Annotated in this window: 18 protein-coding genes, 1 pseudogene and 1 riboswitch; of the genes and pseudogenes, 4 read left to right on the top strand and 15 right to left on the bottom strand. The window is 69.8% G+C overall.

Going from position 1 to position 22,233, the window contains the following annotated elements; all coding sequences use genetic code 11:
• Nucleotides 1–31: 31 nt before the first annotated feature.
• The 7 genes from ACFY3D_RS25750 to ACFY3D_RS25720 form a co-directional block, all read right to left on the bottom strand.
• Entirely contained in the window at nt 32–595 is a 564-nt protein-coding gene (locus tag ACFY3D_RS25750) for a histidine phosphatase family protein (RefSeq protein WP_389983509.1), read from the bottom strand.
• Nucleotides 592–1,332 (bottom strand): CbtA family protein, encoded by a 741-nt coding sequence (locus ACFY3D_RS25745; protein WP_389983506.1) that lies wholly within the window; start codon nt 1,330–1,332, stop codon nt 592–594. Before ACFY3D_RS25745 ends, ACFY3D_RS25750 begins: the two co-directional genes overlap by 4 nt.
• Nucleotides 1,333–1,339: 7 nt before the next feature.
• Complete coding sequence (locus ACFY3D_RS25740) at nt 1,340–1,534, bottom strand: CbtB domain-containing protein (RefSeq protein ID WP_362515902.1); 195 nt, start codon at nt 1,532–1,534, stop codon at nt 1,340–1,342.
• 34 nt (nt 1,535–1,568) lie between these two features.
• Nucleotides 1,569–1,699: riboswitch (cobalamin riboswitch) on the bottom strand.
• A 119-nt stretch (nt 1,700–1,818) separates the two neighbouring features.
• Nucleotides 1,819–3,336: a depupylase/deamidase Dop gene (gene dop / locus ACFY3D_RS25735; RefSeq protein ID WP_350948294.1), complete on the bottom strand. Its 1,518-nt coding sequence runs from the start codon at nt 3,334–3,336 to the stop codon at nt 1,819–1,821.
• Between the two features lie 87 nt (nt 3,337–3,423).
• A complete protein-coding gene (locus tag ACFY3D_RS25730) occupies nt 3,424–4,581 on the bottom strand; it encodes an acyltransferase family protein (RefSeq protein WP_389983503.1) in 1,158 nt (385 codons plus the stop codon).
• Nucleotides 4,582–4,823: 242 nt separating this feature from the next.
• Complete coding sequence (arc, locus tag ACFY3D_RS25725; RefSeq protein WP_362514351.1) at nt 4,824–6,587, bottom strand: proteasome ATPase; 1,764 nt, start codon at nt 6,585–6,587, stop codon at nt 4,824–4,826.
• 205 nt (nt 6,588–6,792) lie between these two features.
• A complete protein-coding gene (locus ACFY3D_RS25720) occupies nt 6,793–7,671 on the bottom strand; it encodes a tRNA (adenine-N1)-methyltransferase (RefSeq protein ID WP_350948291.1) in 879 nt (292 codons plus the stop codon).
• 213 nt (nt 7,672–7,884) lie between these two features.
• Between ACFY3D_RS25720 and ACFY3D_RS25715 the strand changes: the two genes are divergently transcribed.
• Nucleotides 7,885–8,976, top strand: a complete 1,092-nt coding sequence (locus ACFY3D_RS25715) for a GNAT family N-acetyltransferase (RefSeq protein WP_389983500.1) — start codon at nt 7,885–7,887, stop codon at nt 8,974–8,976.
• 168 nt (nt 8,977–9,144) lie between these two features.
• On the opposite strand, the gene ACFY3D_RS25710 is transcribed toward ACFY3D_RS25715, so the two are convergent.
• Together ACFY3D_RS25710 and ACFY3D_RS25705 are read right to left on the bottom strand one after the other, a co-directional pair.
• Nucleotides 9,145–10,368: an aminotransferase class III-fold pyridoxal phosphate-dependent enzyme gene (locus ACFY3D_RS25710; protein WP_389983498.1), complete on the bottom strand. Its 1,224-nt coding sequence runs from the start codon at nt 10,366–10,368 to the stop codon at nt 9,145–9,147.
• A 102-nt stretch (nt 10,369–10,470) separates the two neighbouring features.
• The gene (locus ACFY3D_RS25705) at nt 10,471–11,394 is read right to left on the bottom strand and encodes a PfkB family carbohydrate kinase (RefSeq protein ID WP_350947655.1); all 924 of its coding nucleotides are present in this window, start codon (nt 11,392–11,394) and stop codon (nt 10,471–10,473) included.
• Between the two features lie 83 nt (nt 11,395–11,477).
• Between ACFY3D_RS25705 and ACFY3D_RS25700 the strand changes: the two genes are divergently transcribed.
• Nucleotides 11,478–12,077, top strand: coding sequence for a TetR/AcrR family transcriptional regulator (locus ACFY3D_RS25700; RefSeq protein WP_389983495.1), 600 nt, complete (start codon nt 11,478–11,480; stop codon nt 12,075–12,077).
• Nucleotides 12,078–12,238: 161 nt separating this feature from the next.
• Here the strand turns inward: ACFY3D_RS25700 and ACFY3D_RS25695 are convergent, their stop codons facing one another.
• Complete coding sequence (locus ACFY3D_RS25695; protein ID WP_362897256.1) at nt 12,239–13,027, bottom strand: serine/threonine-protein kinase; 789 nt, start codon at nt 13,025–13,027, stop codon at nt 12,239–12,241.
• Between the two features lie 120 nt (nt 13,028–13,147).
• Here ACFY3D_RS25695 and ACFY3D_RS25690 point away from each other — a divergent pair, with 120 nt between their 5' ends.
• Nucleotides 13,148–15,160, top strand: coding sequence for a cation:proton antiporter (locus tag ACFY3D_RS25690; RefSeq protein WP_389983683.1), 2,013 nt, complete (start codon nt 13,148–13,150; stop codon nt 15,158–15,160).
• A gap of 123 nt (nt 15,161–15,283) precedes the next feature.
• Here ACFY3D_RS25690 and ACFY3D_RS25685 read toward each other — a convergent pair whose 3' ends face one another.
• From ACFY3D_RS25685 to ACFY3D_RS25670, 4 genes are all read right to left on the bottom strand, one after another.
• Nucleotides 15,284–16,756 carry an FHA domain-containing protein gene (locus ACFY3D_RS25685; protein ID WP_389983492.1) on the bottom strand — a complete coding sequence of 491 codons (1,473 nt, stop codon included), beginning with the start codon at nt 16,754–16,756 and terminating at the stop codon, nt 15,284–15,286.
• Complete coding sequence (locus ACFY3D_RS25680) at nt 16,753–17,187, bottom strand: hypothetical protein (protein WP_350947659.1); 435 nt, start codon at nt 17,185–17,187, stop codon at nt 16,753–16,755. The genes ACFY3D_RS25685 and ACFY3D_RS25680 overlap by 4 nt, the downstream gene beginning before the upstream one ends.
• A gap of 12 nt (nt 17,188–17,199) precedes the next feature.
• A complete protein-coding gene (locus ACFY3D_RS25675; RefSeq protein WP_389983489.1) occupies nt 17,200–18,735 on the bottom strand; it encodes a hypothetical protein in 1,536 nt (511 codons plus the stop codon).
• 160 nt (nt 18,736–18,895) lie between these two features.
• Nucleotides 18,896–19,984, bottom strand: coding sequence for a site-2 protease family protein (locus tag ACFY3D_RS25670; RefSeq protein ID WP_389983680.1), 1,089 nt, complete (start codon nt 19,982–19,984; stop codon nt 18,896–18,898).
• Between the two features lie 169 nt (nt 19,985–20,153).
• Here ACFY3D_RS25670 and ACFY3D_RS25665 point away from each other — a divergent pair, with 169 nt between their 5' ends.
• Entirely contained in the window at nt 20,154–21,032 is an 879-nt protein-coding gene (locus tag ACFY3D_RS25665; protein ID WP_389983486.1) for a RecB family exonuclease, read from the top strand.
• A 43-nt stretch (nt 21,033–21,075) separates the two neighbouring features.
• Here ACFY3D_RS25665 and ACFY3D_RS25660 read toward each other — a convergent pair.
• Nucleotides 21,076–21,882 (bottom strand): annotated as a pseudogene (locus tag ACFY3D_RS25660) (RNA-guided endonuclease InsQ/TnpB family protein); the annotation flags it as partial.
• Between the last annotated feature and the right edge of the window lie 351 nt (nt 21,883–22,233).

The raw sequence follows: 22,233 nt of genomic DNA, 5'->3' as shown, positions 1-22,233 counted from the left end.
ATCGCGTTCACGTCGTCGGGTGGTCGCGCCGTCAGGGGAGGTGGCTGAGCCGCCAGCGCCCGCCGCGCCCGGTGAGTGCCACCCGGGCCAGCGGCGCGACGTCGACGCGCCAGAAGGAGCGGGCGGGGGCGCCGAGGACGTGAACGACCGCGGCACGGATGACCGCCGGATGGGTGATCGCGACGGCCCTGCCGGGAGTACGGACGGCGAGCCAGCCGGAAACCCTGGCGAGGAGCGCGGTGATCGACTCCCCGCCGTGCGGCGCCGCGCCCGGATCGCCGAGCCAGGAGGCGAGCGCCTCGGGCTCCGCGGCCTCGACCTCGCCGAGCGTCATGCCACTCCAGCGGCCGTGGTCGCAGTCGGCGAGCAGCGGGTCGTGCTCCGCCCGCAGGCCGAGCGCCGCCGCCGTCTGGACGCAGCGCAGCTCGGCCGGGCAGGCCGCGGGACCGGGGCCGAAGTCCCGCGCCATCCTCTCGGCCCGGCGCAGGCCGCGTTCGTCGAGTGGTTCGTCGACGGGGAACGCGGCCCGCGCCGTCGCCGAGGTGGAGGCGTGGCAGACCAGGAGCAGGCGGGTGACCCCCGAGGGGGTCGTCACACCGGGCCGCGCCTGCGGGCGGCGAAGGCGAAGAGCGCGCCGACACCGGCCCAGAAGACCGCCTGGGTTCCTATCGAGGCGATCCGGAAGTCCCACAGGAGATCGGCGGGGAAGCCCTGGGGCACCTCCGAGATCTCCGGCAGGAGGATCCAGGCCGCGACGACGGGGACCAGGAAGGCGGCGCCCGCCGACAGCCAGCGCACCCACGGTTCACTCCGCGAGGCGTAGCGGTGGGCGGCGGTGCCTGCGGCGACGGCGAGGATCCCGATGGCCACGGCGACCAAATAGAGCACAGTGCGCTGGTCGATCGTCTCCGGGTCACCGACCGCCGGTGGGTTGGCGGGATATTTCATGAAAGGGATGAGGACGACGGAGGTGAACGCGGCGGCGGCGAGCGTGACCGCGAGCACCGGTTCCGAGCGAGGTCCCGCCCGGCCGCGTACGGCCGCGTAGACGAGGGAGAACAGTCCCCCGATCGCCAGGCCGTACAGGCCGAGGGCGAGGAAGAGCCCGAAATGCTGCCCGTCCCTGCTGACGAGGGCCTCCTCCTCGTCGTGGGAGTGGGCGGCGGTCCCGGTGTCGTCGTGTGGTTCGGCCGCGGAGGCGGCCGCGGCCGCCTCCTCGAGCGCGATGGCCTGGTCGATGCGTGGTTCGCCGACGGTGTAGGCGAAGACGGCCGCGAGCAGCCCTGCGAGCAGTCCGGCGACGAGGCCCCGGACGATGAGTTTGGAGATCACCTGCGGCTCAGTGGCACGGTACGCCGAGCAGATGACGCCCGTCGTGCATGAGTTCGTGCAGGTAGTTTCCCGCCTGGGAGATCGCCCCCTGGTCGAAGGTGACCAGATAGGCGAGAAGCAGCAGCACCGGTACGGCGAGCAGCCAGCGGGTGAGCGAGTGCCATGGGATGGGCTGGGTGTGCGGTGCCGAGATCTGGCTCACGGCCACCTCCTCCGGGATTGACGCGTCCCTTTTCGTAGGTCGGTGGCGGTCGAGTGTGACCTGGCTCCCGGCCCTCGCGGGCCGGATTACAGTGGCGCGACCGCACCGGAATTTCACCGGATTTCCCTCGCACCGCCACAAAGCACCCGGAACGTATCCCGATTCTCCGTCCCCCGTCAATCCAGGTGTCCGGTTTGACGGGATCCGGTAGGCGCGAAGAGGGGGAGGCGGCCCGGCCGGGCCGCCTCCCCCTCTCAGGCCCTTCTCAGGCCCCGCTCAGGACGTCACTGCTCGCCGGTGAGCGCCGTCACCAGCTCAGCGGCGGTACGGCAGCGGTCGAACAGCTCGCCCACGTGGGCCTTGGTGCCGCGCAGCGGCTCAAGGGTGGGGACGCGCTGCAGCGACTCACGGCCGGGGATGTCGAAGATGACCGAGTCCCAGGAGGCCGCGGCCACCGACTCGCTGTACTGGCTCAGGCAGCGGCCTCGGAAGTAGGCCCGGGTGTCGTTGGGCGGCACCTCGATGGCCCTCTGCACCTCCTCCTCGGTGACCAGGCGCTGCATGCGGCCCCGGGCGACCAGCCGGTTGTAGAGTCCTCGGTCGGGACGGATGTCGGAGTACTGGAGATCGACGAGCTGCAGACGCGGATGCGACCAGGGAAGGCCGTCACGGGTCCGGTATCCCTCCAGAAGCTCCAGCTTGGCCACCCAGTCGAGTTCGCCGGACAGCTGCATCGGATCCTCCGCCAGACGGGTGAGGACCGACTCCCAGCGCTCCAGGATGTCCTTGGTGGGCTCGTCCAGGCCGTTGGCGCTGCGCTCCTCGGCATACTTGCGCGCGAGCTCCAGGTATTCCATCTGGAGCTGTACCGCCGTCAGCTTGCGGCCGTCGCGCATGGAGATCTCGTACTTGAGCGTGGGGTCGTGTGAGACCGCGCGCAGGGCCTGGACGGGGTTGTCCACGGCGAGGTCGCGGGTGAAGTAGCCGTCCTCGATCATCGCCAGGACGAGCGCGGTGGACCCCAGCTTCAGGTAGGTCGAGATCTCCGACATGTTGGCGTCACCGATGATGACGTGCAGGCGACGGTATTTCTCCGGGTCGGCGTGGGGTTCGTCCCGGGTGTTGATGATCGGCCGCTTGAGCGTCGTCTCCAGCCCCACCTCGACCTCGAAGAAGTCGGCCCGCTGGCTGATCTGGAAGCCCTCGCCCCGTGAGTCCTGACCGATGCCGACCTTGCCCGCGCCGGTGACGACCTGCCGGGAGACGAAGAACGGCGTCAGGTGCCTGACGATGTCGGCGAACGAGGTGGCCCGGCGCATGAGGTAGTTCTCATGGCAGCCGTAGGAGGCGCCCTTGTTGTCGGTGTTGTTCTTGTAGAGCTGGATCGGGGCGTTGGCCGGCATCGCCGAGGCGCGAACCGCCGCGTCGTGCATCACCCGTTCGCCCGCCTTGTCCCAGATCACCGCCGCCCGAGGATTGGTGCACTCGGGTGTGGAGTATTCGGGATGGGCATGGTCCACGTACAACCGGGCCCCGTTGGTGAGAATCACGTTCGCCAGGCCGAGGTCCTCGTCGGTCAGCTGGCTCTGGTCCGCCACCTCCCGCGCGAGGTCGAACCCCCGTGCGTCCCGCAACGGGTTCTCCTCCTCGAAGTCCCATCGCGCGCGCCGTGCCCTGGCGGCCGAGGCCGCCAGATAGGCGTTCACGACCTGAGAGGAGGTCACCATCGCGTTGGCCCCCGGCTGTCCGGGCACGGAGATGCCGTATTCGGTCTCGATGCCCATCACCCGCCGTACCGTCATGCGCACCCTCTGTTCGTCAGGGACTGTTTCTCTCCGTGGTATCTATTCCCGACCCTAGACCCTTCACTATGCCCGGTGGTCGGACAGTTATGGCACCGAAGCCTTTTCGCCCGTTGCGAGGGGGATCGAGGAGAGCGCGGGGAGCTGCGACGAGGACGGGGATGCGGCCCTTCTCCGCCGCACGGATTTGACGAACTCCTGAAGCGGACGCTCGGCCACCCGGTACACCAGATAGGAGAACGCCGTCGCGGCCAGCACCGTGACCAGGGCGGTCAGCGGGGGCGGCAGCACGTCCCGCAGCGCGGGGACGATCAGGACCGCGGCCGGGGTGTGGAACAGGTAGAGCGGGTAGGTGAGCGCGCCCAGGACGACCAGGCCGCGCCAGCGCAGCCATCCCAGCCATCCCAGCGCCACCATGGCCATGAGCACGTAGAAACCGACCACGGTGGCGACAACGGCCCACTCGGGCACGGGCATCGCGGCGTAGCCGACCTTCTCGACGCGCCCGGCCACCCGGTCGATCGCCGCGCTCACGGCCAGGCCGCCGCTGATCCCGGCCAGGCACCACAGGACGAGCCTGGGACCGAACCTCGTCATCAGGAAGAACGCCATGCCGCCGACGAAGTACGCCGCGTACTTGGGCATGATCACGAGCTCGACCCACGCCTCGTCGCTCCCGGCGAAGAACCCGGCCGCCAGCAGCCAGACGCCCATGAAGACCAGGCAGCGGTTGAGCGTCACCCCGAAGATCACCAGGATCGAGATCAGTACGTAGAAGCGGAGTTCCACCCAGAGCGACCAGTAGACACCGTTGGCGTCGTAGACGCCGAGGGCCCGCTGGAGCATCGTGAGGTTGATCCCGTACTCGCCGAGGCTGAGCTTGGGGTCCAGGGCCGTGGCGGCGGTCAGCCCGTACACCGCGGCGGTGACGGCCACGCTGACCCAGTAGGCGGGGTAGAGCCGCACCAGCCGGGAAAGGGCGAACGCCCCCAGGCTCCGCCCCCAGATGCTCATCAGGATCACGAACCCGCTGATCATGAAGAACAGCTCGACGCCGAGGATGCCGAGCCCGGAGACGGTGGAGATCGCCGGGAACAGTTCGGCAGGGCGGTCGCCCCACACCGAGGCGAAGGCGATGAAGTAGTGGAAGGCGAGCACCGCGATGGCGGCGAGGAAGCGCAGGAGATCGAGTTCGGCGAGGCGGCCGTTTCCCCGAAGCGCCTCGCGAGACCCCGTGCCGTTCACCGGGCGGCCGGACCGGAATGTTCACGCACGCCACTTGGACGGCGTCTCGATCATTCGGGTTCCCCGTGACGGCTGTCTATTTCCGGCCATTTCTGGGGCGGCTGTGAAAGGAGAGCCGGCCTCCCGAGGACAAAAAGGTTTAAACGCGACAAAAGCCACAGGCTGTCGAGTGTGTTGCGGCAGACATGGCGACGCCGGCGGCGCGGCCCCACGAGGGGAACCGCGCCGCCGGTCACACGTGGTTACAGGTACTGACCGGTGTTGGCCACCGTGTCGATGGAGCGTCCGGCCTCCGTGCCCTGCTTGCCCGTCACGAGGGTGCGGATGTAGACGATCCGCTCGCCCTTCTTGCCGGAGATGCGGGCCCAGTCGTCGGGGTTGGTGGTGTTGGGCAGGTCCTCGTTCTCGGAGAACTCGTCCACGCAGGCCGCCAGCAGATGCTGGATCCGCAGGCCCTTCTGGCCGGTCTCCAGGAACTGCTTGATCGCCATCTTCTTGCCCCGGTCGACGATGTTCTGGATCATCGCGCCGGAGTTGAAGTCCTTGAAGTACAGGACCTCCTTGTCGCCGTTGGCGTAGGTCACCTCGAGGAAGCGGTTCTCCTCGCTCTCGGTGTACATCCGCTCGACGACCCGCTGGATCATGCCGGAGATCGTCTCCTGGCGGTTGGAGCCGTGTTCGGAGAGATCCTCGGCGTGGAGCGGGAGCTCCGGGATGAGGTACTTGGAGAAGATGTCCTTGGCCGCCTCGGCGTCCGGCCGCTCGATCTTGATCTTGACGTCCAGGCGGCCCGGCCGCAGGATCGCCGGGTCGATCATGTCCTCGCGGTTGGAGGCGCCGATCACGATGACGTTCTCCAGACCCTCGACACCGTCGATCTCCGACAGGAGCTGGGGAACGATGGTGTTCTCGACGTCGGAGGAGACGCCCGAGCCTCGGGTCCGGAAGATCGAGTCCATCTCGTCGAAGAACACGATCACCGGGGTCCCCTCGGAGGCCTTCTCGCGAGCCCGCTGGAAGACCAGGCGGATGTGCCGCTCGGTCTCGCCGACGTACTTGTTGAGAAGCTCGGGACCCTTGATGTTGAGGAAGAAGCTCTTGCCGGACTGGCCGGTCTTCTCCGCGACCTGCTTGGCCAGGGAGTTGGCGACGGCCTTCGCGATGAGGGTCTTACCGCAGCCGGGCGGCCCGTAGAGCAGGACACCCTTGGGCGGGCGGAGCTTGTGCTCGCGGAAGAGGTCGGCGTGCAGGTACGGGAGCTCGATGGCGTCCCGGATCTGCTCGATCTGCCGCATGAGCCCGCCGATCTCCTCGTAGGAGATGTCGGGCACCTCCTCCAGGACGAGCTCCTCGACCTCGGACTTGGGGATGCGCTCGTAGACGTAGCCCGAGCGCGGTTCGAGCAGCAGGGAGTCACCCGCCCGGATCGGCTGGTCCAGCAGCGACTCGGCGAGCTTCACCACCCGCTCCTCGTCGGCGTGTGAGATCACCAGCGCGCGCCGGCCGTCCTCAAGGAGCTCCTTGAGCATCACGATCTCACCGAGATCCTCGAAGCCGAGGGCCTCGACGACGTTGAGCGCCTCGTTGAGCATGACCTCCTGGCCACGCTTCAGCGACTCGACCTCCACTGCGGGGCTCACGTTCACCCTGAGTTTGCGGCCACCGGTGAAGACCTCCACCGTGCCGTCTTCTCTGGCTTCGAGGAACACACCGAACCCGGATGGCGGTTGCGCCAGCCGGTCTACCTCCTCCTTCAGGGCGACAATCTGGTCTCTGGCCTCCTTGAGGGTGGCCACCAGACGCTCGTTCTGGCCGGTTACGGCCGCGAGGTTCGCCTGCACGTCATGGAGACGCTCTTCGAGAATCCTGGCCTGCCGGGGAGACTCCGTCAGCTTCCGACGCAACGCGGTGATCTCCTCCTGCAGGAAGGAGACCTGTGTTGTGAGGTCGGCGACCTCCCGTTCGCGCTGCGCGGCACGAGCTTCAGCGTCGTCGCGAGCTGCCACGGCGTCACCTCCTTCCCAGTCGAGACCGACTACTCAAAACCCTACCCATCTAAGGGCTGTCCCTTACCTGGCTGAGCGGTGTTCATATGACTACATTAAGTGCGTGGTAATTAATCCCTTTTGGGGGTTTTAGTCCTAGAAGTATAAGAACACGAAGGTCTGCTCCCGTGTCACGCTCAGATGGACCGTCGTGGCCGAATCGTCATCATGTGGCGGAAGACGTGGAAGTCGCGGACTCCTCGCCATGTGCCCCCTTCGCCGGACGTCTACGTCGAGGTGGTGGCGTCACCCCGTCGGCCATGCGACGGGCCGTGACCAGAAACCCGGTGTGGCCGACCATCCTGTGGTCGGGCCGCACGGCCAGTCCCTCGACATGCCAGTCACGAACCAGGGTCTCCCACGCATGGGGCTCCGTGAAACTCCCGTGCTCCCGCAGAGTTTCGACCGTACGTGAGAGCTGGGTCGTGGTCGCGACATAACAGCAGATCACGCCGCCGGGCGTGAGTGCCCGGGCCGCGGCGTCCACACATTCCCACGGGGCGAGCATGTCCAGGATGATCCGGTCGACGTCGCTCTCGTCCAGAGCCTCGACGAAGTCGCCGACCACCAGGCGCCACTGCTTCATCGGACCGCCGTAGAACTTCTCCACGTTCTTGGTGGCGACCTCGGCGAAGTCCTGACGCCGCTCGTAGGAGGTGAGGGTGCCCTCGGAGCCGATGGCGCGCAGCAGGAAACAGGTGAGCGCGCCGGAACCGACACCCGCCTCCACCACCCGGGCACCGGGGAAGATGTCGGCCATGGCCACGATCTGGGCCGAGTCCTTGGGATAGATCACCGCCGCGCCTCGCGGCATGGACAGCGTGTAGTCCTGAAGAAGGTGCCTGAAGGCCAGATACTGGGTGCCGCCGGACGAACGCACCACCGAGCCCTCAGGCCGGCCGATCAGCTCACTGTGCGGGATCCCGCCCTTGTGCGTGTGGAACACGCCGTCTTCCTTCAACGTCACCGTGTGACGCTTGTTCTTGGGGTCGGTGAGCTGAACCTGATCCCCGGCCTGAAACGGCCCATGCCTGCGAAAACCCATGACCGCAAGGTTATCGGCGCGCGACGGTGTCCTCGGACGGTCCGGAACACGGCCCCCGGGCAGGGCGGGTGCGAACCCCGAGGCGCCGGGAGGGCGAGACGGGAGAGATCGGAGAAGGGAGCGGGCAGGGCGGAGGGGGCGTAGGTCGTCCACAAATTGATTCGCCGTCATAAGAGGACACCTGGTAGCTGTTATGGGGTGTTTTCCCATGATGTGATTCCGGCCGGCCCCGTTGTCCTGAGGCCGCTCGCCCCGGCCGACGCCGAGGCGATCACCCGGGCCTGCGCCGACCCGGAGATCGTCCGCTTCCTCCCTCTCGTCCCCGTGCCGTACACCCGGGACGACGCACTCCAGTACATGGAGCGGTGCCACCAGGAGTGGCAGACAGGAGGTGCCCCGTTCGCGATCGCGGACGCGGCGACGGGCGAGTGGCTGGGCAACATCGGCCTCATGGCCCGTCCTCGCGGGGGCATCGAGATCGGCTACCTGGTCGCCCCGTGGGCGCGGGGCCGCGGGGTGGCCACGGCCGCCACCGCCGCGCTGACCGCGTGGGGGTTCCGCCACGGGGTCGAGCGCGTCGAACTGCTCGCCAACGTGGAGAATCTGGCCAGCCAGCGGGTCGCCCTCGCCGCGGGGTTCCACCACGAGGGCGTGCGGCGCGGGGCCGAGGAGCAGCGTGACGGCACCCGGCACGACCTGGTGGGCTTCGCGCGCCTGCGCGGCGACTCCGGCGAGCGCGTGCCGCCCCTGCTGCCGGAGTTCCCCGGCGGATCGCTCACCGACGGGGTGGTACGGCTCAGGCGGCTCACCGTCTCCGACACCGCCGACTACCTGGCGCTGCGGAACCTTCCCGACGTCGTGAGGTACAGCGTCCCTTCCGAACCCTCCACCTTCGAGAAGGTCGAGGAGCGCTGCCGTACCGCGGGCGCGAACTGGCTGGCGGGCAGAGGCGCCGAGGTCGCGATCCTGGACGCCGCGACGGGCGCGTTCGCCGGGGACATCCAGCTCACCGGGGTGATCCCCCCGCTGGGGCAGGCGATGACGGGCTACAGCCTGCGACCGGAGTTCCGTGGCAGGGGCTTCGCCACCAGGGCGGTGAACCTGCTGGTCGGCTGGGTCTTCGAGCACACCCCCCTGGCCAGGGTCATCGCGGGCACCTCTCCCGGCAACGTCGCCTCGCACCGCGTGCTGGAGCGCGCGGGCTTCACCCGCGAGGCGCTGCTGCGCGGGATGCTGCCCGGCCCGGACGGCACACGCCTGGACGACCTGCAGTGGTCTCGCCTGCGAGACGACGTCCGGCGCTAGCCCGGACGACGCCCGGCGCCGGCCCCGATCGACCCGCGGTGATCGTCCGCCGCGGGTCGATCGGGGCCGGATCGCCACGCCCGCGACTCTCGGCACCGACCGTGCACCGCCCCGGAGGTCGCGGGCGATCCCAAACATCCGGCTCCTCGGGAAGGCCCCGGCCGGGTCTCAGTCGGCGCCGAAGCGCGCCCTGAGCTTGGCGTAGGCGGCGTCGGTGCCCTGGAGTGCCCGATCGATGTCGGCGTCGGTGTGGGCCGCGGACAGGAACCAGTTGTGCCACGGGTGGAGGTAGACCCCCTCCTCCAGGCAGGCCGCGGCCCAGAACATGCCCTTGTCCAGCGTCGCGTCGCCCTCGAAGGAGAGCCACGGGATCTGCACCGGCCCCGTCTGGTTGACCGTGAAGCCGTGGGAGGCCGCCTGGGCGGCCAGGCCCTCGCGCAGGCGGGTGCCCGCGCGCTCCATCAGGGCGATGCCGTCGATGGCGCGCAACGTCTCGATCGTGGCCTTGGCCGCGGCCATCGGGGCGGCGTTGAACCAGAAGGAGCCGGTGGAGTAGAGCGTCTGGGCGGGCCCGCGCAGGGAGTCCACACCGGTGACCGCGGCGATCGGGTGGCCGTTGGCCATGGCCTTGCTGAAGGCGTACAGATCGGGGCGCACGCCCAGGGGTTCCCAGGAACCGCCCAGGTCGATCCGCCAGCCCCCGCGCACGTCGTCGATCACCAGAGCGGCCCCGATCCGGTCGGCCAGGGCCCGCACCCCTCGGGCGAACTCCGCGGCGACGAGTTCCTGGTCCTCGAACGAGTCGTGCTTGAACGGCGTCACGATGATCGCGGCGACGTCGCCCTCCGCCTGGGCCGCGGCGGCCTCGACACTGGCGAGGTCGTTGTAGGTGAACTCGACCAGGTCGGCACGCTCGTTGGGGGTGGTCCCCGCCGGGCTGGGCGTGCACCACGGGTCGGCCCCGTGATAGGCGCCGTGCGCCATGAGGACCTTGGTCCTGCCGGTGGCGGCGCGGGCGACCATCAGTGCCTGGGTGGTGGCGTCGGTGCCGTTCTTGGAGAACATCACCCAGTCGGCCTGCGGGACGGTCTCCACCAGCAGCTCGGCGAGCTCCACGTAGACGGGACCGGGACCGTTGAGGCAGTCGCCCGCGGCGAGCTGTGCGGCGACGGCGTCCTCGACGGCGGGATGACGGTGACCGAGCACGACGGGTCCCCACGAGCACATGAGATCGACGTACTCACGTCCGTCGGCGTCGCGTTGGCGGCATCCTTCTCCCCCGACGAAGAACTGCGGGTAGGCGGGACCGTGCAGGGCCGCGTTGAGATGGCCGTACATGCCGCCGGGGACGACCTTGGCGGCCCGCTCCCTGAGTTTGGCGTCGATGGACATGCGCCGTCCTTTCGTCTCTGGTCATGTCTGGATGGGTTCGGCGGCTCCGCGGCCGAACCCCGCCGTCCGTACGGTCAGGGCCGGGGTGCGTGAACGACGGGGTCACTTCTCGTCCCGTAGCTCCCTCGCACCGTCCAGACCCGCGTCCGAGCCCAGGCCCCCGGCGACCCGGGCGGCCAGCGCGGTGCCGAGCCGCGCGGCACCGGCCACGTCACGGCCGTCGACCAGACCCGCGACGAACCCGGCACAGTAGGCGTCGCCGCAGCCGGTGGTGTCGACCACGGGGACGTCGAGGGCGGGAACGCGGGTGACGCCCTTCGCGTCGGCGATCAGGCTCCCGTCCGCGCCGAGCGTGACCAGGACGGCCGAGGCCCCCTGCGCCAGTAGTGCGTTCGCGGCCTCCTCCACATCCCCCGCCTCACCGGCGCCGCTCATCAGCAGTGCCTGCTCCTCGTTGGGCAGGAGGTAGTCGACGTGAGGAAGGAAGACGCGGACCCCCTGCATGAGATCCGGCATGTTGGACAGCAGGTCCATGGTGACGATCGTGCCCGCCGCTCGCGCCTCGTCCAGCAGCGCGAAGAACGCGGGGTCGTACAGGCCCCAGGTGACGTCCATGCCGCCCAGGTGCACGACCCGCGCGCCGAGGACGGTCTCACGGGCGACGTCTGCGGTGGACAGCCCCAGGTTCGCGCCGGGAACGTGGAAGGACGGGCGCCCGCCGTCGGGGCGGATCGGCAGGATCGAGGCGGCGGTCTGCTCCCCCTGCCTGCGGACGATCCCGGTCACGTCGACCCCGCGCCGCCCCATCATCATGACGAGCAGGTCGCCGAGCTCGTCGTCCCCGATCGCCCCCACCGAGGCCACCGGGACGCCGAGCGCGGCCAGGTCGACGGCGGTCGCGGCGGCGGCGCCCGCGGCGGTGACACGGATCTGCTCCAGCAGGTGGGTGTCCTGGCCGGCGGGGATCGACTCCACCGGTCTGGCGAGCACGTCCACGATGTGCGCACCGAGGGTGACGACGGTCATATCGAGTCCTCCTCATGTTCTTCAGCGGATAATAGACGGGCGACCGACTAAAATGTCAACGAATCCGTTCAGGGAGGAGCGAGGTGCCGAAGATCGTCAATCACGGCGAGCGCCGCGAGGAGGTCGTGGAGGCCGCGCGCCGCGTCATCCTGCGCGAGGGCATCGAGGCCGCCACGACCCGGGCCATCGCCAGGGAGGCCGGTTACTCCAACGGCGTGCTCACCCACTACTTCACCGACAAGGACGACATCATGCTGTCGGCGCTGCGCTCCTCGCACCGACGCATCGTGGAACGCCTGCGCGGCAAACTGACCGGTCTCACCGGCCTGGCCGCGCTACGCGAACTCCTCCTCGACAATCTCCCGCTGGACGACGAGCGCGCCCGCGAGAGCGGGCTGGAGATCGGCTTCTGGAGCCGCAGCCTGACCAGCCCGGCGATGCTGGAGACGCAGCGCGCCGAGGCCGAGGAACTGCGCTACCTGGTACGCAGCCTGCTCGGCGCGGCGGCCGCCGACGGAGAGATCACCACCGCCGACGACCTCGACGACGTCACCGAGCGGCTGCTCGCCCTCGTCGACGGACTGAGCGCGCACCACCTGCTCTATCCCGACAGGCTCGACGCCGCGCGCCTGGAACGGATGCTCGACGCCGAGCTCGACCGCCTCCGTCCCACCGGCGGGTAGGCCCGCACGGCCTCACGGTCCTGCCCGATCCTCGGACGAGGCACCCCGCGCTCGCCGGAGAACGCGCCGGGCGGCCGGACAGCCACCGGCCCGGAACCCTCAGGGGCCGGCACCCGCGGAGCGTCCCGGACCGGCGGGGACCTCCCAAGGCCGCGGGACTCTCAGGCCAGCAGGGCGTAGAGCCGGTCGGCCACTCCCCTGGCGGTGGGCCGCTTGGCCGCGTCGCCAAGACACGCCTGGACCAGGTCCGACAGCTCCGGTTCCAGGCTCGGGTGGATCGACGGCGTCGTGCTGTACACCTTGCGCAGGGTGAGCAGCGGGTCGTGGGTGGGCAGCTCCCCGTAAAGACCGTTGCCGCTCACCGCCCAGTGCAGTGTCGCGCCCAGCGACCACACATCGCCCCCGGGGGTGGGGGTCTCCCCCTGCAACAGCGTGGGGTCGGTGAACTCCACCGAGCCGATGTCCCCCATCCCGGTCACCGTCGCACCAGGCATCAGCACCTGCGACAGGCCGAGGTCGGAGAGCTTGCCACCGTCCTCGGTGAGCAGCACGTTGCCGGGACGGATGTCGCGGTGAACGATGCCCTCCTCGTGCAGCGCCTGCGCCGCGTGGGACACGCAGGCGACCGCGCGCAGCACCCGCTCACGCGAGGGACGCTCCGCGGGACGCGCCAGCGAGCCACCCGGCAGGTATTCCATCGAGTAGTAGAACACCCCGCCCTGCTGGCCGGCGTCGTAGAGCCGAACAAGGTACGGGGAACGCACCGCGGCGAACGCCTTCAACTCCCTCGTGGCGCGGCGGAACGCGTCGCTCCCGGTGCCGCCCACCACCTTCACCGCGACCAGGTCCGCCTCGACGGGCAACCGTTCCGGCCTCTTCGCCAAGTAGAACTCGCCGTGGTTGCCCGCCCCCAGTGACCGGACGAACTCGTAATCGGCGATGCCTTCCACCAACGGTCTCCCTCCATACCTGCGCGACGTTCGCGGCGACATCCCCCACACGGTAACGTCGCCTTCGACATTCTCGGGGCTTTTCTTTGCATACGGAAAGCGTGCTCGCAAGTGCTGCACATGGATCTGCTCCTGCTCGACCTCGTCATCGTCCTGGCGGCGGCCCGGCTGTTCGGAGCACTGGCCAGAAAGCTCGGCCAACCCCCGGTCATCGGCGAGATCGTGGCGGGCATCCTGCTGGGCCCCACGCTGCTGGGCCCCCTCATCGGTGACCAGCTGTTCGGGCCGGAGATGCGGCCCCCGCTGCAGGCGCTGGCCAACGTCGGCCTCGTGCTGTTCATGTTCGTCGTCGGCCTGGAGCTGGACCAGAAGCTGGTCAGGGGCAAGGGCCGGATCGCGGTGACCGTGGCGCTCGGCTCGACCGTGGTGCCCTTCGTCCTGGGGTGCGTGCTCGCGCTCAGCATCGCGGGCGAGCACGTGGGCCGCGACAGGACGCTGCCGTTCGTGCTGTTCATGGGGGCGGCGATGTCCGCCACCGCGTTCCCCGTGCTGGCCAGGATCCTCACCGACCGGGGAATGCAGCGCATCACGCTCGGCGGCCTCGCCCTCGCCTCCGCGGCCGTCATCGACGTGCTCGCCTGGACCGCTCTGGCGGTGGTCGTGGGCATCGCCGGGGCGGGAGAGGCCGAAGGGCAGTGGAAGGTCCTGCTCGCCCTGCCGTACGCACTGGTGATGTTCCTGGTGGTCAAGCCCCTGCTGGCCCGCCTGGTGCCCGCGTACGAGAAGGCCGGGCGGCTCACGCCCGGACTGCTCTCGCTGGTGCTCATCGGCCTGATCGGGTCGGCCTGGGCCACCGAGTGGATGCACGTCCACTTCATCTTCGGGGCGTTCGTGTTCGGCGCGGTGATGCCCCGTGAGGGAGCCGAGCGGCTCAACCACGAGATCCTGGAACGGCTGGAGCAGCTCGCCGTGCTGCTGCTGTTGCCGATGTTCTTCGTGGTGGCGGGGCTCAACGTCAACCTGCGCGAGCTCGACCTGTCCAGTCTCGGCACGCTCGCCGCGATCCTGGCCGTCGCGATCGGCGGCAAGCTGCTCGGCTCCTACGCCGCGGCCCGGACGCAGCGACTGCCCGGACGGCAGTCCTGGACGCTCGCGGCCCTGCTCAACACGCGAGGACTCACCGAGATCGTCATCCTCACCGTCGGCCTGCAGAAGGGCGTGCTCGACGACGAGCTGTACTCGCTGATGGTGGTCATGGCCCTCGTCACGACCGCGATGACCGGTCCGCTGGTGCGCAGGCTCTACCCTGACAGGCGGGTGGCCCGCGACATCGCCGACGCCGAGCGCGCCGCCCTGGGGGTGACCGCCGCCCACCGGGTGCTGGTGGTCGTACCCGATCCCCCCGCCGAGCAGGCCCCGCTCGTCGGCCTGGCCACCGCCCTGGCACTCTCGACGTCCCCGTCGACCCCATCCGAGATGGTCCTGGGCCACCTGCGTCCCTACCCCTCGGGACGCCTGGAGGTCGGCAGCGGCCTCTCCTCGGAGCTGGCCGAGCTGGCCGAGACCCTTCACGAGCTGGAGACACTGGCCACCACGGCCCGCGAGCGCGGCTCGGACAGCAGGGTGGTGAGCCGGTTCAGCGCGGACGTGGCGGGCGAGCTGCCGGGGCTGGTCTCCGGCGCCCATCCTGACCTGCTGGTGCTGCCCGCCGACATCCCCGGCTACGCCGATGTGCGCGACGGCGCCACCTGCCGCGTGGTGACCGTGGCCATGCCCGTGCCGCCGTCCATGTTCGAGCAGGCCGGGCCTGGCTCAGAGCCGGTGGCGGTGGCGGTGCACCACGGCTCGGATGGCGACGCCGCCGCCCACGTGGCGCTCGGCCTCGCGACACTGCGGGGGCGTCCCCTCGTCGTCACCGGAGGGAACCGGGCCTCGGCGCTGGCCCAGCGACTGGCCAAGCTCGGGGTGGAGGCCACCTCGGGCCCGGTCCCCGAGGGCGCGCTGGTCGTCGCCGCAGACACGGCGAACGCCCCCCAAGACGTTCATCTACTGGTTCGCGCCGAGCAGGACCCCGACCCTGTCGACTGGGCCGAGGCCGTCTCCGCCCTGCGCGCCCCGATCCCGCAGCCCTGACACCTGCCCGGCCGATCCTGCCCCCGGGCTCGGAGCGCCTTCCGCTCCTGACCACATCCCCCCTGAACGCGTATCGGCGGCACGGCCCACGGCCGTGCCACCGAAGAAGGCGAGGGGTGCTCCTCAGCGGTTGCGGTGCGACTCGTAGCGCATGGTGCGTGAGACGCCGATCCGCACGGTGGTGCCGGGCAGGATCGCGACCGGCTCGTTCGGCGGGATGTCGTAGAAGTTGGGGTCACCGGGCGGCTGGATCTGGGTGCCGTTGACCGACCCCAGATCGACCAGGTTGACGTCCCAGCCGTCCAGCGCCACCCGCAGGTGACGGCGGGAGACCGAGCCGTCGGGGCTGGTGACCTTGGCCGCGCGCACCGAGCCGTCCGCCACCTCGGGAGCCCGCTCGGGGTCACGGCCCACCAGATAGTCGGTGTCGAGCCGCAGCGTCAGGCCGTCGTCCAGGAGCAGCACCCCCAGCGGCGGGCGCGGCCCCTTGTAGGGGACGAGGGTGCGCTGGACCAGCGCGATGCCACAGACCGCGCAGTAGGGGACGCGAGGATCGTTGAAATGGTCGTTCTTGCAGTCGACCCCGTAGACCAGCGGCCGCGCCTCGGGCTCGGCCGCCGAGCCGGGCGCGGGAGCGGCGGAGGGTTCGCCTCCCGGCTGCTGCGCTCCCCCGGGTGTCAGCAACTCGTACTCGAACGGCTGGTCGCGCACGTCGACGGGATCGCCGCCGATCCCGCTCGCCATGGCGGTGTCGATGTCCTCGTGGTGGACGACCGCGGGAGCGGGCCCGGTGGAGGGACCGCCGGACTGCACACCCGGGTGACCGGGAGAGGAGAGCGGGCCCTGCGGCATCGGCTCGGAGTGCCACCCCTGCGGCTGCGGCTCGCGCCGCGGCTCCGCGGGCGGGGCGACCGGCGGGTAGGGATCGGCCGGGCCCATGGGGTAGGGCGGAGGCTCCGGAGACGCCGACCACGCGGGAGGTGCCGACCGCTCGGGCGGCGCGGACATCGGGACGGACTCGGGGACCGCGGGCTCCATCCGGGGGGCCGCGTGCTGTGCCTGCTGGACGTGCTGCCCCTGGGGGGCGGCGGACTCCGCCCGTGGCACGGCACGCGGGGCGGCGCCCGGTTCGGTCGGGTCGCACGAGACCCCACCCGCGACGATCACCCCGGCGTCCAGCCGGGAGAGCGGGTGCGCGGCCTCCGCATCGGGCAGGCGCAGCTCCACCCGGGTCACCGGGCCGGGAACCAGCCGGTCGGACCAGGTGAGCGCGTCGCGCCCCGCGAGCTGGATCTCACCGTTCGCGCCGGTCACCGACGCGAACGCGGGGCCGCTGACCAGGACGGCCACTCCCCCGCCGACGGGGCCGGCGACGGCGCACGCCACCGGCTCACCCATCATGGCGGCGAGGATCTGGGCGACGCGGCGGGCCAGCGCCCTGCCGTCGCCGCCGGAGGCCGCGGTCTCCCGCAGCGCTCCCAGCAGATCCTCAACGACGGCCTCGGCCGCGTCGCACACCAGCAGCAGGCCACCCTCGTGGGCCACCAGCCCGTTGCCCGGAAGCGGACGCACCACTCCGAAGCCCTGGTCGGTCACAGAACTCTCCCTCCCCGGAAACGCCATCGGATGAACGGCACCCTCATGGGACCGTTCGTCACCAACCAGATGCATACCCAGACGACGGTGAAATGCGTCCAGAAGGCGGCCGGTGGGACCGGATCGATGAAATCAACCGCACCGGACCGTAGCAAAAAGTACAGCACAAGACCTTCGGGGACGAGCGTCAGCAGGCCGAAGAGGGTCGGCCAGTCCTTCTCCCATCTGAACTGCATCAGGAAGTGGTATATCAGCTCCCAGACGACCCCCAGCACGGCCACCGCCGCGATGACCAGGAGGCCGTTGACATAGCGGCCGGAGAGCGGCCCGGAACCGGGGAGCAGTGGAACGATCAGCAGGGTGATGACCACGCCGACGGTGGCGAGCATGAGCAGGCGCGTCTGAATACGGCCCAGCAGGGTCGGAACCACGAGAACTACTCCTTACACCGGCGAGTTGCGGGCCCATTTGAACCACTGCGAGGTCGACCGTAGCGGTCCCATCTTCTTGACGAATCCCCGCTTCGCCAGGTCGTCCGCTATCTCCTGTGCCGCGATCTGCAGGCCGAGGAAGGTGTCGACGCCGGGGAAGTAGCCGCCGAGTGTGGCCGACCCCGAGGCGTAGAGGGCGCCGTCGCCGTTGGCCGTCCCCTTCACCTCGAAGTGTCGCTCCACCTCCAGCCGGCCCACCGGGTTGCGGAACGCCCCGCCGTGCTGGAGCAGGTCCGCGAAGATCCGGTGCTCGGCGATGTCGGCCTCGAGGCCCGTGCAGTCGATGATGTAGTCGGACACCGGCTCGCGGACGATGCCGTCGCTGCTGCGCACGTAGCTGACGAGCCGCCCGTCGTGGCTCTGCTCCACGCGGTCGACGGTGCCCTGCACGGGGTGGTAGTAGCCGCCGCTGCGGCCCGCCCGCATCTGCTCCTGCCAGCGCCGCCTGTAGGGGGTGTTGGTGCCGCCCATCTCCTTGTACTTCCTCGCCCGGTCGGCGCCCTCCAGCTTGCGCATCTGCGCCTTGAGCTGGCCGCCCCACACCGACTTGGGATAGTTGAAGCCCTGGTAGGCCCAGCCGTCCCCGCCCTTGCGGCGCGACCAGATGTGCGGCCCGTGGGAGCCGCTGACGAACGTGCGGAAGATGTGGATGACCTGGGTCTGCAGGTTGTGTCGCTCCCGGTCGTCGAACAGCCGCTGGAGCACCCGGGAGGCGACGATGCCGCCACCGCGGATGACCACGGTGCCCGGCCGGGTCTTCAGGAACTCGTAGACCTGCTCGTGCGGCTCGTAGGCGTTGACGACGCGCTGGTAGTCACCGTGCTTGGTGCGGAACTCCTGGAGGTCCGGCAGGAACTTCAGGCCCGGGTAGCCGATCGCGATGTGCACGAAGCGCGACCGGAAGATGATGCGCTTGGTCGGCGCCGCGCCGTCGGGCGGGGTGACCACGGTGAAGTAGCCGCCGCCCACTCTGCGGCGGACCATCCGCACCTGCCCCTTGACCAGCATGTCCCAGTAGTTGATGCGCTTGGCCTCGCGTTCGAGGTTCTCGAAGACGGTGCCGGCGCGTGGGGTCCAGTAGTCGTTCAGGAGGGGCTCGGTGAGGATCTGCCACAGGTATGACGGCTTCTTCTCCTTCCACGCCTCTTCCAGGGCGTAGGAGGGGAAACCCCACAGGTTGTCCGGGCGGGAGGAGGAGTCGGAGCGGATCCGCTCACCCCGGGGGATCTGCGAGCATCTGGTGAGGAACTCGTAGGTCTGCCACGGATGGTCGATGTTGGACACCACCCGCATCTGCGAGGTGGGAACGCCGTAGATCCTGAGGTAGTCGAGCGTCACAAAGGATCCCATGCCACCACCGACCGTGAGGAAGGGGATGTCGTACATGGGGATGCCCGCGGCCGCGACCATCTGGTCGGTCCATTCGGGGGCGCCGAGAAGATCCGGCGTCAGATCACCGGCAGGCGCCGGTGTTTGGGGGGGTGCCAATTGACGTCCCTTAAGCTACGTGGCCAGCCCATTCGCTGGCCAAAACCCTAGTCCTGGTGAGAGCCGAAGACGAGTGGGACGAACAGGCACGTTTCTCTCCTGCCATCCGCTGTCTTCGGCGAGTATCCAGTGAGACGCCTGTAAATCACCTGTGGTTCGCTTAAACCCCGCTGAACACGCGGTTCACGTCCGAGGTCGCGAGCACGCCGAAGATCTCGCCGCCCCGCTCCACCAGGAGATACTCCCCGGCCGGGGCTTCGCGCATGGCGTCGATCAGCGGTTCGCCCTCCAGATCCGCGGCCAGCACCAGCGACGGCTCCAGGCTGCGCGCGAGCGAACCCGCCGTCACCCAGGGGCGGCGGCTCTCCGGGGTGGACTCCACCGCGACCTCGTTCACGATACCCGTGGGACGACCCTCGTGGTCGACCACCACCATCGCCCCCGCCTGTGCCTCCGCGGCCCGCCGCAGGGCCTCGGCCAGCGGCACGTCGCCGGTCACCGCGATGGCCCGCCTGGCGAGGGCGCGGGCGTTGACCTCGGGGATCCGGGCCCGCACGCGGGCGCCGCGCAGCGACTGGGTGGCGCCGAACCAGATGAAGGCGGCGAGCAACAGCGACCAGATGAGCATCATGCCCGGTTCCTGCCCGGCCACCAGCGTCAGCCCGACGGGCAGTACGACCAGGGCGACGGCCAGCACCCGGCCCGCCCAGGCCGCCGCGACCGTGCCGGAGAGCGGCTTACGGGTGATCTTCCAGACGCCCGCCCGCAGCATGCGCCCGCCGTCGAGCGGCAGCCCCGGGAGCAGGTTGAAGATCCCGACCATCAGGTTGGCGAGCCAGAGCTGGAAGACCAGGACGCCGGCGATCGTGCCGGGGTCGATGACGTAGGAGGCGGCGAATCCGATCGCGGCCAGCCCGAGCGAGAGCAGCGGCCCGGCGAAGGCCACCATGAACTCCCTGCCCGGGGTCTCCGGCTCGCGCTCGATCTCCGAGACGCCGCCGAGCAGGTAGAGCGTGATGCGCCGTACCGGCAGGCCGTACATCCTGGCCACCACGCAGTGCGCCAGCTCGTGCAGGAGCACCGAGACGTACAGCAGCACCGCGAAGACGAACGCGACGACATAGGTGAGCGGGATGCTCAGATCGGGCAGCCGATAGGCCACCACGCTCTGGAACGAGTAGGTGATGAACGCCGCCACGATGAACCAGGTCGGCGAGACGTAGATCGGGATGCCGAACGGGCGGCCCATCAGCAGCCCTGGATTGTCCTGGCGTGGGCTGTCGCTGCTCACCGCTGCTTCACCATTTCCTTGTTCAATCCACCCTCAGTCCTCGATGGTACGCGCCATCGGGCCTCCGGTAGGCGCCACGGGGGCACCTCGGGCACAAACTGTCGTCACCGTGACCTACAGTGCGGTCATGTCACCGACCGAGCCCACGATCGTCGGAGCCCTGTCGCCGTCGCGCGCGGGTGACTTCATGACGTGCCCGCTGCTCTACCGCTTCCGGGTGATCGACCGGCTTCCCGAGCCGCCGTCGCCCGCCGCGGTGCGGGGCACGATGGTCCACTCGGTGCTGGAACGCCTGTACGACCTTCCCGCCCCGCAGCGCACGATCTCCGCGGCCCACGACCTGCTGGAGCCCCAATGGCACAGGCTCCAGCAGGAGGACCCCTCCTATGCCGGGATGTTCACCGGCGACGACGACCGCGCCGAGTGGCTGGCCCAGGCCCGCGTCATGCTGGAGCGTTACTTCGCCCTTGAGGACCCCACCTGTCTGGAGCCCGCGGAGCGGGAACTCTACGTGGAGGCGGTGCTCGGCAGCGGTCTGATGCTGCGGGGTTACATCGACCGGCTGGACGTGGCGCCCACCGGTGAGGTCCGCGTCGTCGACTACAAGACCGGCAGCGCCCCGGGTCCCGCCTTCGAGGCCAAGGCGCTGTTCCAGATGAAGTTCTACGCGCTGGTCCTGTGGCGGTTGCGCGGCTCGGTGCCCCGCATGCTCCAGCTGATGTACCTCGGGGGCGGCGGTGAGGTCCTGCGCTACACCCCCGACGAAGCCGACCTGCTGGCCACCGAGCGCAAGGTCCAGGCCCTGTGGCAGGCGATCGAGCGCGCGCTGGAGACCGGCGAGTGGCGCTCCAGGCCCAGCAGGTTGTGCGACTGGTGCAGTTACAAGGACCTGTGCCCGGAGTTCGGCGGCACTCCCCCGCCCGTCCCCGAGCGGCAGCCGGGCGACACCGTGCGCAGCAACCGGCGGTCCGCCAAGATCGCGAGAGCGGCCACCGACGAGCTTTGACGCGCTCCCCGGCCTGAAGGCCGGGGATCCAGTCCGTGCCGCGTCATGCGGCACCTCTGTGGCTACCTGCTTCATCGGCGTCCGCCACCGCGAGCGGTGGTCTTACGTCACCTCCACAGGCGTTTAACGTCTCCGCCTCCCGCCGCCTCCCAGCGGCGGGTTTCCGTCCAGCGGCGACGGTCCGTCGGCCCTCGGCCAGGATGTTGCGTGCGGCGTTGACGTCGCGATCATGGACCGCGCCACAGGCGCACTCCCATTCCCGGACGCCCAAAGGCAGTGCGGTGGCGACGATCCCGCACTCCGAGCACCGCTTGGAAGACGGAAACCACCGATCGATCTTGGCGAAGGTCCGCCCGTACCGCTTCGCCTTGTACTCCAGCATGGCCACGAACTGCGACCAGCCCGCGTCATGCACCGACCTGGCCAGCCGGGTGCGCGCCAGGCCCGACACCGCAAGATCCTCCACGTAAACGGCTTGGTTGTCACCGATCAACTGGGTGGAGAGCTGGTGGGCGAAGTCCCGGCGCGCATCCGCCACCCGGGCGTGCGCGCGGGCGACCTTGACGACGGCCTTGCTACGGTTGTTCGACCCCTTCGCCGTACAGCTGAGGGCCTTTTGCGCCTTACGGAGCCTCTTCGCCGCCCGGCGCAGGAGACGCGGGTTGTCGATCTTCCGGCCGTCCGACAGCACCGCGAAATGAGTGAGCCCCAAATCGACGCCGACCTCGGACGCCGTCTCGGGCAGCGGCTCGTCACCGGTCTCGACCGCGAAGGAGGCGAAGTACCGCCCGCCCGCGTCCTTGATCACCGTCACCGACGAGGGCTCCGACGGCAGCGAACGCGACCAGCGCGGCATCGGGATAGAGCCGATACCGGTAACGAAGCTGCACGGTGGCGATGGTCGCATGACGCAACGCCTGAGCGTTCGACAACTCCGCGAGAACCTGGGGCGCCGGATCGCCGTCGCCCCCTTCACCGGCGAACCCACGCACGGGGAACCCCGCGCCATCCCGGTGTCCTGCACCTGGTGGGCCGAGTGGCAAGAACAGGAAGGTCAGAGCACGCTCGCGCCCTGGCGGGCACTCCCACGCGGGCCTTCACAGCCGGCCCGAAGGCCGGAGCACTGGCCCGCATTTCGATAGCGACCAAGGCGGCGACGCCGGACCGGCCTTCCGGCGTTCCCCCCCGCTCTTCGCCCCGG

The organism is Streptosporangium sp. NPDC000509, from assembly GCF_042898365.1.
GTDB lineage: Bacteria > Actinomycetota > Actinomycetes > Streptosporangiales > Streptosporangiaceae > Streptosporangium.
The sequence above is the reverse complement of the archived record's forward strand: the minus strand, read 5'-3'. Positions and strand labels throughout refer to the sequence as shown.